This is a genomic window from Halomonas heilongjiangensis, assembly GCF_002879645.1.
Lineage (GTDB): Bacteria > Pseudomonadota > Gammaproteobacteria > Pseudomonadales > Halomonadaceae > Halomonas > Halomonas heilongjiangensis.
Map to the genome: position 1 here is coordinate 13,864 of NZ_PNRE01000045.1, position 15,735 is coordinate 29,598.

Below are 15,735 nucleotides of genomic sequence, written 5' to 3' on the forward strand. Positions count from 1 at the left end.
TCGAGACGCCGCTGCGCTACCACGACTTCGGCGTCGAGCTGCCGACCGGCCCGGGGCTCGGCGTCCGGCTGGATGAGGACAAGCTGGCCCACTATTCGCGCAAGTCATGAACCTCAGAGCCAACCCAGAAGGAGAGACCGGATGCTGTTCCAGGTGGAAATGACCGTCAAGCTGCCCCCCGAGATGCCGGCCGAGCAGGCCGCCGAGATCAAGGCCACCGAGAAGGCCTATTCCCAGGAGCTGCAGCGCTCCGGCAAGTGGCGCCACCTGTGGCGGGTGGCCGGCAGCTACTCGAACGTCAGCATCTTCGACGTCGAGGACAACGCCGAACTGCAGGAGCTCGTCTCGAACCTGCCGCTTTTTCCGTACATGGAGATCCGCGTCAAGCCGCTGTGCCGGCATCCCTCTTCCGTGCGTGACGACGACACCTGAGTCGCCGTCCGGCCGCACCGACACGAAGGCCGTCGCCGGCTTCGACAAGCGGTCATCGACATCCATCAATCCGACCGGGTCACGCCGACCCGGTGCGGGAGGAGAACGACCATGAGCTACACCATCGCGCTGAACTTCGAGGACGGCATCACCCGCTTCATCGGCTGCAAGGCAGGCGAAACGGTGCTCGACGCCGCCTACCGGCAGAAGGTCAACCTGCCGATGGACTGTTCCGACGGCGTCTGCGGCACCTGCAAGGGGCACTGTGAACAGGGCGAGTTCGACATGGGCGACGAGTACATCGAGGACGCGCTCTCCGACGAGGAGGCCGCCGAGGGCATGGTGCTGACCTGCCAGATGGTGCCGTCCGCGGATTGCGTCATCCAGGTGCCGGTGGCCTCCACCCTGTGCAAGACCGAGGTGGGCAAGGTCGAGGGCACGGTAGCCGCGGTCGAGCGGCTCTCCGAGGACAGCATCGAGCTGGTGGTGGATCTGGACGAAGACGCCGAGCTGGCCTTTCTGCCCGGCCAGTACGTGCATATCGACGTGCCGGGTGCCGGGGCACATCGCTCCTACTCCTTCAGCTCGCTGCCGGGGGAGAAGCGCGCCACCTTCCTGATCCGCAACATCCCGGGCGGGGTGATGAGCGGCTACCTGTCCGAGCGCGCCGCGGTGGGCGATCGCCTGCCCCTGACCGGGCCGTTGGGCAGCTTCTACCTGCGCGAGGTCACCCGCCCGGTGCTGATGCTGGCGGGCGGCACGGGCCTCGCGCCCTTCCTCTCCATGCTCGCCCAGCTGGCCCAGAAACGGGAAGACGGGAAGGGCGGCGATCAGCCGGTGCACCTGATCTACGGGGTCAACAAGGACGATCACCTGGTCAAGGTGGACGCCCTGGAGGCCCTCAAGGAGCGACTGCCGACCTTCACCTACGCCACCGTGGTAGTGGACGAGGCCAGCGATCATCCGCGCAAGGGCTACGTGACCCACCACATGGACGCCGAGGTGATGCACGACGGCGATGTGGATGTCTACCTGTGCGGGCCGCCGCCCATGGTCGATGCCGTGCTCAAGTACTTCGACGCCGAGGGCATCGTGCCCCAGAGCTTTCACTACGAGAAGTTCACACCGAACCAGGTGGGGGAGGCCGCATGAGCCGCTTCACGGGCGTGCGTTTTCAGGACCGGGTGATGGTGGTCACCGGGGCTGCCCAGGGCATCGGCCAACGGGTCGCCGAGCGGGCCGGCGCCGAAGGCGCCCGCCTGGCCCTGGTGGATCGTGCCGACCTCATCCATGAGGTGGTGGCCGGGCTATGCGAGCAGGGTGTGGATGCCATCGCCCTGCAGGCCGACCTGGAGACCTGGGAAGGTGCCGTGGACGTGATGACCCGCACCGTCGAACGCTTCGGCCGGGTCGACATCCTGATCAACAACGTGGGCGGCGCCATCAACTTCAAGCCGTTCACCGAGTTCAGCGATACCGAGATCGCCGCCGAGATCACGCGCTCGCTGATGCCGACCCTGTGGTGCTGCCGCGCCGCACTGCCGGCCATGGTGGCGCAGGGCAGTGGCGTCATCGTCAACGTGTCCTCGGCGGCGACGCGCGGTATCCACCGGATTCCCTACTCGGCGGCCAAGGGCGGGATCAATGCCATGACGGCGTCCCTGGCCTTCGAATATGCCGAGCACGGCATCCGGGTCGTGGCCACCGCCCCCGGAGGTACCGAGGCGCCGCCGCGGCGTATCTCGCGCGGCACGCCCGAGCCACGCAACGAGCAGGAGCAGGCCTGGTTCCAGGCGCATATCGACCAGACCAGGGAGAGCTGCCTGATGCACCGCTACGGCACCCTGGACGAGATGGCCGCACCCATCCTGTTCCTGGCCTCGGAGGACGCCAGCTACATCACTGGCAGCGTGCTGCCGGTGGCGGGTGGCGACCTTGGCTAAATCTTGACGCCTTCGCGCGGGGCCGGCCTTCCGAAGGCCTGCTCCCGGGCAGCCCCAACGATCAATGACAACAATCCCCCTGGAGCACACCGTGAAACATATCGAGAAGGGCGTCAGCCTCAGGCGCGCGCCCGGAGACTTCCTTCGAGACCTCAACGTCGACAACGTCAGCGCGGGTCTCGTCGCCGGCATCTTCGGCCTCAGCGCCGGCATCATCCATATCAGTGCCGGCACCGCCGCGGGGCTCGATTCCCACTTCATCATGATCTGGGTCATCAGCTACCTGATGATCAACGGCCTGTTCGGCCTCGTCATGCCGGCCTACTACCGGCTGCCCCTGCCCATGGCCAACTCCATCCCCGGGGCGCTGCTGTTCGCGGCGATCATTCCCGTGGTCGGACTCGAGGCGGCCCTGGGCGCCACCCTGATCGCCGGCGCCATCTCGCTGGTCGCCGGCCTGGCCGGGGTGATGGGCATCGTCATGAAGCTGATCCCGATGCCGATCGTGATGGGCATGGTGGCCGGCATCCTGCTCAAGTTCGGGCTCAACATGGTGGCGCCGCTGGAGAACGCCATGCTGCCGGCGGCGATCATGATCCTGGCCTTCTTCTTCTCGGCGCGCCTGCTGCGCCGGGTGCCGCCGCTGATCGTCGCCATGCTGGCCGGCATCGCCTACATGGCCTACTCCGGCGTCGACTTCTCCGGCGTGGCGTTCTCGGTGACCTTCCCCGAGTTCATCGTCCCGGAGTTCACCCTGGGCGCCTTCCTGGCCTATGGCCTGCCGCTGGCCCTCATCCTGGTGGGCATGGAGACCCCCGCCGGGGTGGGGCTGGTCAAGGGCATGGGCTACAAGGAGGTGCCGGCCAACGCCATCACCGCGGTGGGCGGCGTCGGCACCATGATCTCGGCCTTCTTCAACCTGCACAGCACCTGCATCGCGGCGCCGATGACCGGCATCTGCTCCTCACCGGAGGCCGGCGATCGCGACAAGCGCTGGGTGGCGGCGGTGATCGCCGGGGCGATCTTCGTGGTGGCCGCCCCCTTCTACGGTTTCGTGGTCAGCCTGATCGAGGCCATGCCGGGCTACTTCATCGCCATCATCGCCGGCCTGGCCCTGCTCCGAGTGATCACCTCGGCGATGCACATGGCGTTCTCGGGCAAGCACGAGATGGGAGGGCTATTCTCCTTCCTGATTGCCGCCTCCGGCCTGCAGATCCTGGGCATCGGCTCGTCCTTCTGGGCGCTGGTGCTGGGCGTCTTCATCTCGCTGATCTTCGAGGCCAGGGACTTCGAGTTCCTCCTCGAGCGTCGGGTCGCCAAGCAGGGCGGTTGAGCCATCCCCTGAACGATGCTTCCGAGTGGCATCCTCCTTGGCCCGTGCCTGCCTGCGCAGCACGGGCTTTTTTGCGTGCGCGCCGGAGGAGGCGGGGCCAAGTGGTCGGTGGGGTGGCCTTCTTATTCTTTTGTCGCAATTTTGCCGGATAACGAAGCCCGAGGGAGGTGTCGGGGACGCTCTCCGGGGCCAGGAACCGCATGGCGCGGGGCATGCGAGGCCCCTCATGCGAGATCTGGAATGGCTCGGCCTGGGGCAGTCTGCTCCAAAGGTATCCCTACGGTGGCCAAATGCGTTTTTCAAGTGCATGAAAAACAAGGCTGATACCCGTGGCCCTGGGAGTCGGGAGCGGTACCCGGCGACACGCGGCGGCCGCTTCCAAGCAATACCCAGGAGGTATGGAAGGGAACCCATTCGATATTGGTGGCAGGTTGCTCCGCTGGCCAGAATCAACTCCGAGATCACAAAATGAGAGCACACCATCATGACCGTGAAGATCTTCGATACCCCCGACGTCCAGGACTTCCTCAAGACCATCGCCGGCTTCGACCAGGCGGGCGGCAACGAGCGCGCCAAGCAGATCATGCACCGCCTGCTCTCCGACCTGTTCAAGCTGATCGATGACTTCGACGTCACCCCCGAGGAGTACTGGTCCGCCGTCAGCCTGCTCAACGCCCTGGGCGGGCAGACCCAGTTCGGCCTGCTGTCGCCGGGGCTCGGTTTCGACCACTTCCTGGACATGCGCCAGGACGCCATCGACGCCGAGGCCAAGCGCACCGGCGGCACCCCGCGCACCATCGAGGGGCCGCTCTACGTAGCCGGCGCCCCGGAGGCCGAGGGCTTCGCGCGCATGGACGACGGCCAGGACCCGGACGGCGAGACCATGTGGCTGACCGGCCAGGTGCGTGACGTCGACGGCACCCCGGTCGCCGGCGCCAAGGTCGAGATCTGGCATGCCAACTCCAGGGGCGGCTACTCCTTCTTCGACCCGACCCAGAGCGAGTACAACCTGCGCCGCACCATCGTCACCGATGCCGACGGCCGCTACACCGCGCGCAGCATCATTCCCTCCGGCTACGGCGTGCCGGAAGGCGCTCCCACCGACGTGGTGCTCAAGTCCCTGGGTCGTCACGGCGAGCGTCCGGCGCACATCCACTACTTCATCTCGGCGCCGGGCCACCAGCACCTTACCACCCAGATCAACCTGGCCGGCGACCCCTACACCTGGGACGACTTCGCCTTCGCCACCCGCGAGGAGCTGGTGGTGCCCGCGAACCGCATCGAGGACCAGGGCGAGATCGCCAGGCGCGAGCTGGACGGCCCGTTCGCCGAGGTGGTGTTCGACATCGAGCTGGCCAGGACCGACAAGCCCGAGCTGCAGACCCGTCACGCTCGCCCGCGGGCCAAGGAAGACGAGCAGGACGCCAGCAGCCAGCTGGCCGCTACCGCCAGGGTCTGAGGCCATGGCATGAACCCCCGCGTCGGCCGCCGGCCGACGCACCCCAGATTCCCAGAATGCATGTCTCGCCATGGCGGTTCCGCCGCCATGGGTTGGGGAAGCCTTGGCTTCCGACAGGACGAGACGTGTTGGCCTAACCAGAGTCTCTACCGAGACGCCAGGAGTCCGATCATGACCAGCAAGCTTGATCAACTCGAGAAGCGCGTGCGCGGTGCCGTCGTCGACGACGCCGAGCAGGGCATCTTCCGCTGCCACCGCAGCATGTTCACCGACCGCGAATTCTTCGACCTGGAGATGAAGCACATCTTCGAAGGCAACTGGCTGTTCCTGGCCCACGAGAGCCAGATCAGCGAGCCGGGCGACTACATGACGGTGACCATGGGTCGCCAGCCGGTGGTGATCACCCGCGACAAGGCCGGCGAGCTGCATGCGCTGATCAACGCCTGCGCCCACCGCGGCGCCACCCTGTGCCGCCGCAAGCGCGGCAACAAGGGCACCTTCACCTGCCCCTTCCACGGCTGGACCTTCAAGAACGACGGCAAGCTGCTCAAGGCCAAGAACGAGAAGACCGGCGCCTACCCGGAGGGCTTCAAGCAGGAGGGCTCCCACGACCTCACGCGGGTGCCGCGCTTCGAGAGCTACAAGGGCTTCCTGTTCGGCAGCCTGAATGACGACGTGCTGCCACTCGAGGAATACCTCGGCGAGACCACCAAGGTCATCGACAACATCGTCGACCAGGCGCCGGAAGGCCTCGAGGTACTGCGCGGCACCTCCTCCTACACCTTCAAGGGCAACTGGAAGCTGCAGGCCGAGAACGGCGCCGACGGCTACCACGTCAGCACCGTGCACTGGAACTACGCCTCCACCATGGACCGCCGCAACTACGACGCCGGCGGCACCAAGGCGGTGGACGCCGACGGCTGGTCGAAGAGCCAGGGCGGTTTCTACTCCTACGCGAACGGCCACATGATGCTGTGGACCCGGCTGCTCAACCCCGAGGTGCGCCCGGTCTACCAGAACAAGGCATGGATCGAGGAGCAGTACGGCGCGGCGCGGGCCGACTCCATCGTCAACCAGACCCGTAACCTCTGCCTCTACCCCAACGTCTACCTGATGGACCAGTTCTCCACCCAGATCCGCGTGCTGCGCCCGATCGGCGTCGACGAGACCGAGGTGACCATCTACTGCTTCGCGCCCAGGGGCGAGTCCGCCGAGAGCCGGCGGATCCGTATCCGCCAGTACGAGGACTTCTTCAACGTCTCGGGCATGGGCACGCCTGACGACCTCGAGGAGTTCCGCGGCTGCCAGACCGGCTACCACGGCGCGCTGGCCGAGTGGAACGACCTGTCCCGCGGGGCCAGGCAGTGGATCGAGGGCGCCGACGACAACGCGAAGGCGATCGACATGAAGCCGCTGATGAGCGGGGCCTCACCCGAGGACGAAGGGCTCTACGTGCTGCATCACCAGCACTGGGTCGAGGAGATGCTGCGCGCCATCGAGAAAGAGCGCAGCCAGTTTATCGCCACCGCCTCCGCGTAAGCCGAGCGACCTGACAGGGGAGAGACACCATGAGCCTTAGCTATCACGAGATCCAGGCCTTCCTGTACCGCGAGGCGCGTCTGCTCGACGACCGCCAGTGGGACGAGTGGCTGACCTGCTACAGCAAGGACGTCGAGTTCTGGATGCCGGCCTGGGACGACGACGACCAGCTGACCCGCGACCCGCACAGCGAGATCTCGCTGATCTACTACCCGAACCGCGAGGGGCTGGAGGACAGGGTCTACCGGATCAAGACCGAGCGCAGTGGGGCGAGCACGCCGGAGCCGCGCACCACCCACCAGATCAGCAACCTCGAGGTGCTCGAGGAGGAGGGTGACCGGGTGGAGCTGCGCTTCAACTGGCAGACCCTGAACCACCGCTACAAGGAGACCCAGACGTTCTTCGGGACCTCCTTCTACACCCTAGACGTGTCGGGCGAGACGCCGCTGATCACCCGCAAGGTGATCCAGCTCAACAACGACTACATCCACCAGGTCATCGACGTCTACCACGTCTGATCCGGTGCGGAGGGACGACCGTCAGGCGGCAGGGAGGCCGCGCACGACCACGACCCGTGACCGATCACCGTGACATCGCCCGCGTCACCATCGGCCCAATACCAACAAGACCCCCTGGTGAACACAATGAAAACGACCTTCAAGAAGACCGCCCTCGCTTCCCTGATCGGTGCCGGCCTGACCCTGGCCGGTGCCGCCACTGCCAGTGATGACCCCGTCAAGCTCGGCCTGATGCTGCCCTATACCGGCACCTACACGGCGCTGGGCGAGGCGATCACCAATGGCCTGGAGCTGGCCATGAGCCAGCACGGCAACCAGCTGGGCGGTCGGGACGTGGAGTACGTGAAGCTCGACTCCGAGGCGAATCCCTCCAAGGCGCCGCAGAACATGAGCCGCCTGGTGCGCGGCGACAACGTCGACTTCGTCATCGGCCCGGTGCACTCCGGGGTGGCCATGGGCATGCTGCGCGTGGCCCAGCAGACCGGCGCCGTGACCATCATTCCCAATGCCGGCCTGGGCGCGGCCACCAACGAACTGTGCATGCCCAATGTCTTCCGCACCTCCCACAGCATGTGGCAGGACAGCTACCCCATGGGCAAGGTGGCCTACGACCGAGGCCACCGCAGGGTCGTCACCATCACCTGGGACTACGCCGGCGGCAAGGAGGATCTCGCCGGCTTCGAGCAGGCCTTCACCGAGGCGGGCGGCGAGATCATCGAGCAGATCCTGGTGCCCTTCCCGGGCACCGAGTTCCAGAGCTATCTGGCCCAGATCGCCAGCCTGCGCCCGGATGCCGTCTATACCTTCTTCGCCGGCGGCGGGGGCGTGAGCTTCGTGCGTGACTATGCGGCGTCCGGCCTCAAGGACTCGATCCCGCTGCTCGGCTCGGGCTTCCTCACCGAAGGCAACCTGGCGGCGATCGGCGAGGCGGGTGAGGGCGTGATGACCACCCTGCACTATGCCGAGACCCTCGACACCCCGCAGAACCGTGCCTTCGTCGAGGCCTATCGGGACGCCTATGGTGAGCTGCCCGACGCCTATGCGGTACAGGGCTACGATACCGGCATGCTGCTGCTGCAAGCCATGGAAGCGGTGGGCGGCGACACCGGGGACAAGGACCGGCTGATCGCGGCCCTGTCCAACGTGCAGCTCGACAGCCCGCGCGGCCCACTGCGCTTCTCCGGCTCCCACCATCCGATCCAGAACATCTACCTGCGCGAGATCCGCAACGGCCGGCACGAGGTCCAGGGCATCGCCTTCGAAAACCTCGAGGTCCCCGACGACGCCTGCCGCATGTAAGGCCGGCATGTCATGACCGTGGGGCGGGCACCGCTCGCCCCTTCATCGCGTATTTGCGGAGGGATCTTCCATGGATCTCGCATTCTTCGGCGTGCAGCTGCTCAACGGGCTGCAGTACGGCCTGCTGCTGTTCCTGATCGCCAGCGGCCTGACGCTCATCTTCGGCATCATGGGCATCATCAACCTGGCCCATGGCGCCATGTACATGATCGGGGCCTATCTGGTCTACGACCTGACCTTCCGGCTGGGCAACTTCTGGCTGGCCATCCTGGTGGCCATTCCCGTCGCCGTCGCGCTCGGCCTGCTCATCGAGCGGCTGTTCCTCGACACCCTCTACAAGCGCGACCACCTCTACCAGGTGCTGCTCACCTTCGGCCTGATCCTGGTGCTCAACGAGATGCAGCGCATCATCTGGGGCGGCGATGTCCACAGCGTGCCGGTCCCGGAGCTGTTCAGCGGGCGCATCCGGCTCACCGACAACCTGCAGTACTCCCACTACCGGCTGTTCGTGATGGGCGTCTGCCTGGCGCTGGCTGGCGTCATCTACTGGGTGATCCGCCATACCCGGCTGGGCATCATCATCCGCGCCGGGGCGGTGAACCGCGACATGGTGGAGGGGCTCGGCATCAACGTGCGCACCCTCTTCACCCTGATCTTCAGCGTCGGGGTGGCGCTCACCGCCTTCGCCGGGATGATCGCCGCGCCGCTCACCTCCATCGCCCCGGGGATGGGGGACAGCATCCTGATCACCTGCTTCGTGGTGGTGGTCATCGGCGGCATCGGATCGATCAAGGGGGCCTTCTGGGGCGCGATCCTGATCGGCATGGCCGAGACCTTCGGGGCGGTGCTGATCCCGAGCCTGGCCAGCATGGTCATCTACCTGATCATGGCCGCCGTGCTGCTGGTCAAGCCACGCGGGCTGTTCGCCTGAGGGAGTCCCATCATGTTGCATACCTATCCCAAGCGCGTCGTCGTCATCATGCTGGTGCTGACCGCCGTCGTCGCCGTCTTTCCGCTCTGGGGCCCCGCCGTGTTCGGCGCGCAGAGCGACTTCCTGATGGAGAAACTGACCCTGATGCTGATCCTGGCGCTGTTTGCCATGAGCCTGGATCTGCTGGTGGGCATCGTCGGCCTGGTCAGCCTCGGCCACGCCCTGTTCTTCGGCCTGGGCGCCTACACCCTGGCCCTCGCCAGCCCCGACTTCAGCCCGGCCGCCATCTGGTGGATGGTCCCGCTGGTAATGCTGGTCTCGGCGCTGGCCGCCCTGGTGGTGGGCTTCCTGGTGATTCGCACCCGGGGCATCTTCTTCATCATGACCACCCTGGCCTTCGGCCAGATGCTCTACTACTTCGTCAACACCTCCCGGCATACCGGGGGCACGGACGGGGTCTTCATCATGTTCCGGCCCAGCGTGGAGCTCGGCGGAGCCGTGCTGCTCGACCTCGACAACCCGCTGACCTTCTTCTACCTGTGCCTGGCCCTGGTGGTGGTCGGCTACCTCTTCCTGCGCTGGCTGACCCGCTCCTTCTATGGTCAGGTCCTCGACGGCATCCATGACAACGAGCACCGCATGGAAGCGCTGGGCTATGCCACCAGCCACTACAAACTGGTCGCCTTCGTGATCTCCGGGGTGATGGCCTCCATCGCCGGCATGCTGGCGGCCATGCAGTACGGCTTCGCCAACCCCGCACAGCTCGGCTGGCACGCCTCCGGCGAGGTGTTGATGATGCTGATCCTGGGCGGCATGGGCACCATCTTTGGCCCGATCCTGGGGGCCTTCGCCTACGAGATCCTCCAGCACACCTTCGAGCACCTGACCCCCCACTGGCCGATCCTGATGGGCCTCACCATCATCCTCGCCGTGCTGATCCTGCCCCGAGGCATCGCCGGGCTGATCATCGATCCACCGAGCCGGGCCAGGCTGGCCAAGTCGCCGCTGCTCAGGTGGCTGAAGCCTGGCCAGGCCGCGCCAACCTCTGAGGCCGTCAAGCCGGCCGCCTCTGCACCGAGTCGGGAGGGGTAAGCCATGAGTGACATCATGCTGCAGACCCGGGGCCTGACCCGTCGCTTCGGCGGCCTGGTGGCGGTCAACGACGTCGACTTCGACGTCCGCGAGAACGAGATCCACGCCATCCTGGGGCCCAACGGCGCCGGCAAGAGCACCCTGATCAACCTGCTCTCCGGGGAGTTTCCGCCGTCCGAGGGCGAGATCCGCTACCGGGGCCGGCCCATCCAGGGCAGGAAGGCGCGCCATGTCGCCCGCCTGGGCATCGGGCGCAGCCACCAGAAGACCAACATCTTCCCGCGGCTTACCTGCCTGCAGAACTGCCAGCTGGCGGCGCGCATCCACATGGGCGGCGTGTTCGGCAGCTGGCGCTCCCGCCATCAGGCCAGAGAGGTCGATGAGCGGGCGCTGCAGGCGCTGGAGACCTGCCGGCTGGTACAGCGCGCCCATACGCCGGCCTCGGCCATGAGCTACGGCGAGCAGCGCCAGCTGCAGATCGCCATGGTACTGGCGACCGCGCCCAGGCTGATGCTGCTCGACGAACCCATGGCCGGCATGGGCCGCGAGGAGACCGCCCAGGTCACCGAGCTGCTCAAGGGTCTGGCCGACCGCTACACCCTGGTGCTGATCGAGCACGACATGGACTCGGTGTTCCGCCTGGCCGACCGCATCACCGTGATGGTCGACGGCTGTGTGCTGGAGACCGGTCCCACCGCCCAGATCCGCGCCAGCGAGAGGGTGCGGGACGTCTATCTCGGCCGCCACCACGAGGAGGCACACCCATGACTGCCGTCCAGCCACTCCACTCCGAGCAGGTCGCCGCCGCGCCGCTGATCGAGGCGCGGGGCCTGCATACCTATTACGGCGAGAGCCATGTGCTGCATGGGGTCGACCTGACCCTGTTGCCCGGCGAGACCCTGAGCCTGCTGGGCCGCAACGGCATGGGCAAGACCACCACCCTGAAGTCGATCCTCGGCTTCGTGCCGCCGCGCCGCGGCGAGGTCAGCATCAAGGGGCAGTCCACCGCCCGCCGCCGTCCCTGGCAGCTGATCCGCCAGGGTATCGGCTACGTGCCGGAAGGCCGTGGCATCTTCCCCGGCATCAGCGTGCGCGAGCACCTGATCATGGCGGCGCGCCCCAACGAGCGCGGCGCGACGCCCTGGACCCTGGAGCGGGTGCTGGACACCTTCCCGCGGCTCGGCCAACGCATCAACCACAATGGCTCCTTCCTCTCCGGAGGCGAGCAGCAGATGCTCTCCATCGGCCGTGCGCTGACCACCAACCCCGACCTGATCATCCTCGACGAGGCCACCGAGGGGCTGGCGCCGCTGATCCGCGACGAGATCTGGAAGATCATCCGCGAGATCCAGGCGTCCGGCATCGCCAGCATCATCGTCGACAAGAACATCGACAACCTGCTGGAGGTGGCCGACCGCCACCTGCTGCTGGTCAAGGGCGAGGTGGTCTACAGCGGCGACTCCCGGGGCCTCAGGGAGGATCCGTCGATTCTCGATACGCACCTCGGCGTCGCCTGAGGCATGACGGAGAGACGTTTCATGCAACTGCACAAGGACTGGTCGATTCCCGCCCTGACCGCGGGCTTCGTGGCGGTGCTGATCTCCTACTCGGGGCCCCTGGCGATCTTCTTCCAGGCGGCCCAGAGCGCGGAGATCTCCATGGCCATGATGACCTCCTGGGTCTGGGCGATCTCCATGGGGGCCGCCGTCTCGGGCATCGGGCTCAGCCTGTGGCTCAGGGTTCCGGTGGTCACCGCCTGGTCGGCGCCGGGCACGGCGCTGCTGGTCACCCTCTTTCCCGGGCTGTCGCTCAACGAGGCCGTGGGCGCCTATCTCACCGCGGCGGTGATCCTCTTCGTGGTCGGCATCACCGGCTCCTTCGACCGCATCGTCCAGGCGATCCCGCCGGGCATCGCCAGCGCCATGATGGCCGGCATCCTCTTCCAGTTCGGGGCCGGGGTCTTCGTCTCCCTGGAGTCGGTGCCGGCGCTGGCCATCGGCATGATCATCGCCTACCTGGCCTTCAAGCGGCTCACCCCGCGCTACAGCCTGATCCTGTTGCTGATCGTCGGCGTGGTGCTGGCGGTGGTGCTGGAGGGGGCGAGCCTGAGCGGCGTCTCGATCCGGCTGGCCGAGCCGGCGTTCATCCGCCCCGAGTGGACCTGGAACGCCACCCTGAGCCTGGCGATCCCGCTGGTGCTGGTCAGCCTCACCGGGCAGTTCCTGCCGGGCATGGCGATCCTGCGCACCTCGGGCTACGCCACGACGGCCCGGCCGATCGTCACCATCACCAGCCTGACCTCCTTCGGGACCGCCTTCTTCGGCGGCATCACCACGGTGGTGGCGGCCATCACCGCCGCCATCTGCACCGGCAGGGAGGCCCACGAGGACCCCGACAAGCGCTACGTGGCCGGAGTGGCCAACGGGGTCTTCTACCTGATCGGTGGCACCTTCGCCGGCACCATCGTGCTGCTCTTCACCTCGCTGCCCGGGGAGTTCGTGGCGGTGCTGGCCGGCCTGGCGCTGATCGGCGCCATCACCAGCAACGTCAGCGCCTTCGCCGCCCACAAGGACCACCTGGAGGCCTCGGTGATCACCTTCATCGCCACCGCCTCGGGAATCAGCTTCCTGGGCCTGGGCTCGGCCTTCTGGGGCGTGGTGGTGGGGGCCCTGGCCTACCAGCTGCTGCACCGTCCCTTCGCGCTGCCACGGGGGCGTGACGCCTCCACGGCGTCCGAGAAACAACGGTCCTGATCCTCGGGAGCGCCATCCGGAGCGCCGGCCAGGACCGATCGAGGAGAACCAAGATGCATACCCTCTACGTGGCCATGGATGAGACCGATCATTCCTTGCGCGGCCTGGCGCTGGGACGACACCTGGCCGAGCAGTTGGGGGCCTCGCTGTCGGTCGCCTCGGTCGTCACCGAGGCGGGGCAGGTCGAGCGCCGCCGAGAGGCGCTGACGACACGCCTGGCCGGCGAGGGGAGTCCCGTGCCCATCGAGGTGGTGGCGAACGGCAGCGCCAAGGACACCCTGGCCGGCCTGGTGGACCAGGAGGAGGTCGGCCTGTGCATGAGCGCCCACGGCCGTCGCCCGGTACCCGAGCTGCTGATCGGCAGCGTGACCGCCGGGGTGGTGCGCCGCGCCCGCCGACCGCTGTTCCTGTGCGGGCCGCGTTACGCTCCCGAGCGGCACCGGCGGGTGGAGGTGGTGATGGTCGGCGTGGATGGCTCGTCGCTCTCCGAGGCGATGCTGCCTCATGCCGTGGCCCTGGCCGAGCGCTTCGCGGCACGCTTGCAGCTGCTGCAGGTGATCGAGACCGGGACCGCCGGCGCCTTGCCCCGGGACGGCGACGTGATGGAGTCCGGCTATCTCCACGGCCTGGCCCGTCGGCTGCGCCACGAGCATGGCATCGAGGCGGACTGGGAGGTGCTGCACGGCGACCCGGCGGACGCCATCGTCAGCTACCTCGATGACGGCGAGAACATCATGCTGGCCATGACCACCCACGGGCGCAGCGGCCTCACCCAGGTGGTGGCCGGCAGCGTCACTCACGAGGTGGTCCACGAGGCGCCCTGCCCGGTGGCGGTATGGCGGCCTCCCCATCGGCGGTGACGCGGACTAGGCTGATTGATAGGCCCCTTGAACGACACCCGGGAGGGTGATTCCCATGTCCATGGCGCGCGTCAAACGCTTTCTCGACGATAACGGCGTGAAATACGTCATACAGCAGCATTCTCCGGCCTATACCGCCCAGGAGGTCGCCGAGGCGGCCCACGTGCCCGGTCGGCATTTCGCCAAGTGCGTCATGGTCGAGATCGATGGTCGTCTCGCCCTGACGGTCCTGCCGGCCACCGACCGCGTCGACCTTCAGCGGCTGGCTCGGTCCGTCGGTGCCCAGTCGGTCGAGCTGGCCAAGGAGGCGGACTTCGAGGACCGTTTTCCCGATTGCGAGCCCGGGGCGATGCCGCCCTTCGGCAACCTCTTCGAGCTGGAGGTGTTCGTCTCGCCGCACCTGGCCGAGGCCGACCTCATTTCCTTCAATGCCGGCAGCCATCGTGAGGTCATGCAGCTCGCCTACAGCGCCTTCGACCGACTGGTGAAGCCGGCGGAAGTGGCGATGTAAGGAAACGGCTAACGCTGGCGTGCCAGGAGCGCACCAATCTCCTGCATCAGGGGCGAGCCCGCCTCGCCCCGGCGCCGGCTGCAGATCACCGGCGTGGTGAGGGTGGCGTCGGCCAGCCGCACATAGACGATGCCGCTACGCTGCACGTTCCTGACCTGCTCGGGCACCAGGGTGATGCCCAGCCCCGAGGCCACCAGGCCCAGGGCGGTCTGCAACTCGTTGGTCTCCTGCACCACCCGGGTCTTGATGCCGCGCCGGTGGAAGAGCCCCTGCACCATGTCGGCCAGGCTGGGACGGGGCTGGGCAGGGAAGAGGATCAGGGGATAGCGGGCCAGCTCCTCCAGGGTGGGCGTGGTGTCCTCCAGGGGATGGCCCTCGGGCAGGGCGGCCATCAGCGGCTCGTCGAACAGCACCTCCTGCTCCACGTCCGGGTCGTCGATCTTGAGCCGGCCGAAACCGATATCGATGCGGCCGGTCTTCAGCGCCTGGACCTGCTGCACGGTGGTCAACTCGATCAGCGACAGCTCGACCTCATCCTTTTGTCGTAGCTCCCTCGCCAGCAGCGGCAGCTGGTCGTAGAACACCGAGGGCACGAAGCCGATGCCGAGCAGCGGGCGCTGGTGGCGCTCCATGCGCCGGATGGTCATCGCCGTGGTCTCCATCTTGTCCAGGAGCTGGCGGGCCTGCTCGTAGAGGAACTGGCCGGTGGCGGTCAGGGCCAGCCCCTGGGGGCTCCTGACGAACAGGCGCGAGCCGAGCTCCTCCTCCAGGGCCTTGATCTTGCGGGAGAGCGGCGGCTGGGTCATATGAAGCCGCTCGGCCGCCCGGGTCAGGTTGAGCTCCTCGGCGACGATGCAGAAGGTGCGTAGCTGGCGCAGTTCCATCATACCTCCCAAGGTATGGCAGGGTGTCCAAACAATATTGGTTTCGTCATCGTGGTGCAATCACACTGCTCGTCAATCCCGACACTTTCCCCGGATCGAGTGCCGCCATGACCGCCGTGATCGAGTCCATCCAGACGCAACTGGTCGACCTGCCGACCATCCGCCCCCACAAGCTCTCCAT

General features: G+C 67.0%; 16 protein-coding genes. 15 read left to right on the forward strand and 1 reads right to left on the reverse strand.

The window, feature by feature from the left end:
• The first annotated feature begins 141 nt into the window (after positions 1–141).
• The 15 genes from catC to C1H66_RS10370 all read left to right on the forward strand — a co-directional run bounded on the left by catC (position 142) and on the right by C1H66_RS10370 (position 14,670).
• Positions 142–432 carry a muconolactone Delta-isomerase gene (gene catC / locus C1H66_RS10300; RefSeq protein WP_102627801.1) on the forward strand — a complete coding sequence of 97 codons (291 nt, stop codon included), beginning with the start codon at positions 142–144 and terminating at the stop codon, positions 430–432.
• 111 nt (positions 433–543) lie between these two features.
• A complete protein-coding gene (gene benC, locus C1H66_RS10305; RefSeq protein ID WP_102627802.1) occupies positions 544–1,584 on the forward strand; it encodes a benzoate 1,2-dioxygenase electron transfer component BenC in 1,041 nt (346 codons plus the stop codon).
• Complete coding sequence (gene benD, locus C1H66_RS10310) at positions 1,581–2,375, forward strand: benzoate diol dehydrogenase BenD (protein WP_102627803.1); 795 nt, start codon at positions 1,581–1,583, stop codon at positions 2,373–2,375. Before benC ends, benD begins: the two co-directional genes overlap by 4 nt.
• A gap of 91 nt (positions 2,376–2,466) precedes the next feature.
• Entirely contained in the window at positions 2,467–3,708 is a 1,242-nt protein-coding gene (locus C1H66_RS10315) for a benzoate/H(+) symporter BenE family transporter (RefSeq protein ID WP_102627804.1), read from the forward strand.
• 484 nt (positions 3,709–4,192) lie between these two features.
• Positions 4,193–5,167, forward strand: a complete 975-nt coding sequence (catA, locus tag C1H66_RS10320; protein WP_102627805.1) for a catechol 1,2-dioxygenase — start codon at positions 4,193–4,195, stop codon at positions 5,165–5,167.
• 171 nt (positions 5,168–5,338) lie between these two features.
• Positions 5,339–6,706, forward strand: coding sequence for a Rieske 2Fe-2S domain-containing protein (locus C1H66_RS10325; RefSeq protein WP_102627806.1), 1,368 nt, complete (start codon positions 5,339–5,341; stop codon positions 6,704–6,706).
• A gap of 29 nt (positions 6,707–6,735) precedes the next feature.
• Positions 6,736–7,224 (forward strand): benzoate 1,2-dioxygenase small subunit, encoded by a 489-nt coding sequence (gene benB / locus C1H66_RS10330; RefSeq protein WP_102627807.1) that lies wholly within the window; start codon positions 6,736–6,738, stop codon positions 7,222–7,224.
• 126 nt (positions 7,225–7,350) lie between these two features.
• Positions 7,351–8,523 (forward strand): ABC transporter substrate-binding protein, encoded by a 1,173-nt coding sequence (locus C1H66_RS10335; RefSeq protein ID WP_102627808.1) that lies wholly within the window; start codon positions 7,351–7,353, stop codon positions 8,521–8,523.
• A gap of 70 nt (positions 8,524–8,593) precedes the next feature.
• Positions 8,594–9,454: a branched-chain amino acid ABC transporter permease gene (locus C1H66_RS10340; RefSeq protein ID WP_102627809.1), complete on the forward strand. Its 861-nt coding sequence runs from the start codon at positions 8,594–8,596 to the stop codon at positions 9,452–9,454.
• 12 nt (positions 9,455–9,466) lie between these two features.
• A complete protein-coding gene (locus C1H66_RS10345; protein ID WP_102627810.1) occupies positions 9,467–10,546 on the forward strand; it encodes a branched-chain amino acid ABC transporter permease in 1,080 nt (359 codons plus the stop codon).
• 3 nt (positions 10,547–10,549) lie between these two features.
• Entirely contained in the window at positions 10,550–11,314 is a 765-nt protein-coding gene (locus C1H66_RS10350; RefSeq protein ID WP_102627811.1) for an ABC transporter ATP-binding protein, read from the forward strand.
• Positions 11,311–12,063 (forward strand): ABC transporter ATP-binding protein, encoded by a 753-nt coding sequence (locus tag C1H66_RS10355; RefSeq protein WP_102627812.1) that lies wholly within the window; start codon positions 11,311–11,313, stop codon positions 12,061–12,063. The genes C1H66_RS10350 and C1H66_RS10355 overlap by 4 nt, the downstream gene beginning before the upstream one ends.
• 21 nt (positions 12,064–12,084) lie before the next feature.
• On the forward strand, positions 12,085–13,299 hold the full coding sequence (locus tag C1H66_RS10360) for a benzoate/H(+) symporter BenE family transporter (RefSeq protein WP_102627813.1): 1,215 nt from the start codon (positions 12,085–12,087) through the stop codon (positions 13,297–13,299).
• A 53-nt stretch (positions 13,300–13,352) separates the two neighbouring features.
• Entirely contained in the window at positions 13,353–14,159 is an 807-nt protein-coding gene (locus C1H66_RS10365) for a universal stress protein (RefSeq protein ID WP_102627814.1), read from the forward strand.
• A gap of 97 nt (positions 14,160–14,256) precedes the next feature.
• A complete protein-coding gene (locus C1H66_RS10370; RefSeq protein ID WP_240618273.1) occupies positions 14,257–14,670 on the forward strand; it encodes an aminoacyl-tRNA deacylase in 414 nt (137 codons plus the stop codon).
• A gap of 8 nt (positions 14,671–14,678) precedes the next feature.
• Here the strand turns inward: C1H66_RS10370 and C1H66_RS10375 are convergent, their stop codons facing one another.
• The gene (locus C1H66_RS10375) at positions 14,679–15,554 is read right to left on the reverse strand and encodes a LysR family transcriptional regulator (RefSeq protein ID WP_102627816.1); all 876 of its coding nucleotides are present in this window, start codon (positions 15,552–15,554) and stop codon (positions 14,679–14,681) included.
• Positions 15,555–15,735: the final 181 nt, after the last annotated feature.

Coding starts and splice junctions, on each gene's coding strand:
- benB (WP_102627807.1), top strand. CDS start 6,736: ATGAGCCTTAGCTATCACGAGATCCAGGCCTTCCTGTACCGCGAGGCG.
- C1H66_RS10345 (WP_102627810.1), top strand. CDS start 9,467: ATGTTGCATACCTATCCCAAGCGCGTCGTCGTCATCATGCTGGTGCTG.
- C1H66_RS10365 (WP_102627814.1), top strand. CDS start 13,353: ATGCATACCCTCTACGTGGCCATGGATGAGACCGATCATTCCTTGCGC.
- C1H66_RS10340 (WP_102627809.1), top strand. CDS start 8,594: ATGGATCTCGCATTCTTCGGCGTGCAGCTGCTCAACGGGCTGCAGTAC.
- benC (WP_102627802.1), top strand. CDS start 544: ATGAGCTACACCATCGCGCTGAACTTCGAGGACGGCATCACCCGCTTC.
- C1H66_RS10350 (WP_102627811.1), top strand. CDS start 10,550: ATGAGTGACATCATGCTGCAGACCCGGGGCCTGACCCGTCGCTTCGGC.
- benD (WP_102627803.1), top strand. CDS start 1,581: ATGAGCCGCTTCACGGGCGTGCGTTTTCAGGACCGGGTGATGGTGGTC.
- C1H66_RS10375 (WP_102627816.1), bottom strand. CDS start 15,554: ATGGAACTGCGCCAGCTACGCACCTTCTGCATCGTCGCCGAGGAGCTC.
- C1H66_RS10325 (WP_102627806.1), top strand. CDS start 5,339: ATGACCAGCAAGCTTGATCAACTCGAGAAGCGCGTGCGCGGTGCCGTC.
- catC (WP_102627801.1), top strand. CDS start 142: ATGCTGTTCCAGGTGGAAATGACCGTCAAGCTGCCCCCCGAGATGCCG.
- C1H66_RS10355 (WP_102627812.1), top strand. CDS start 11,311: ATGACTGCCGTCCAGCCACTCCACTCCGAGCAGGTCGCCGCCGCGCCG.
- catA (WP_102627805.1), top strand. CDS start 4,193: ATGACCGTGAAGATCTTCGATACCCCCGACGTCCAGGACTTCCTCAAG.
- C1H66_RS10335 (WP_102627808.1), top strand. CDS start 7,351: ATGAAAACGACCTTCAAGAAGACCGCCCTCGCTTCCCTGATCGGTGCC.
- C1H66_RS10360 (WP_102627813.1), top strand. CDS start 12,085: ATGCAACTGCACAAGGACTGGTCGATTCCCGCCCTGACCGCGGGCTTC.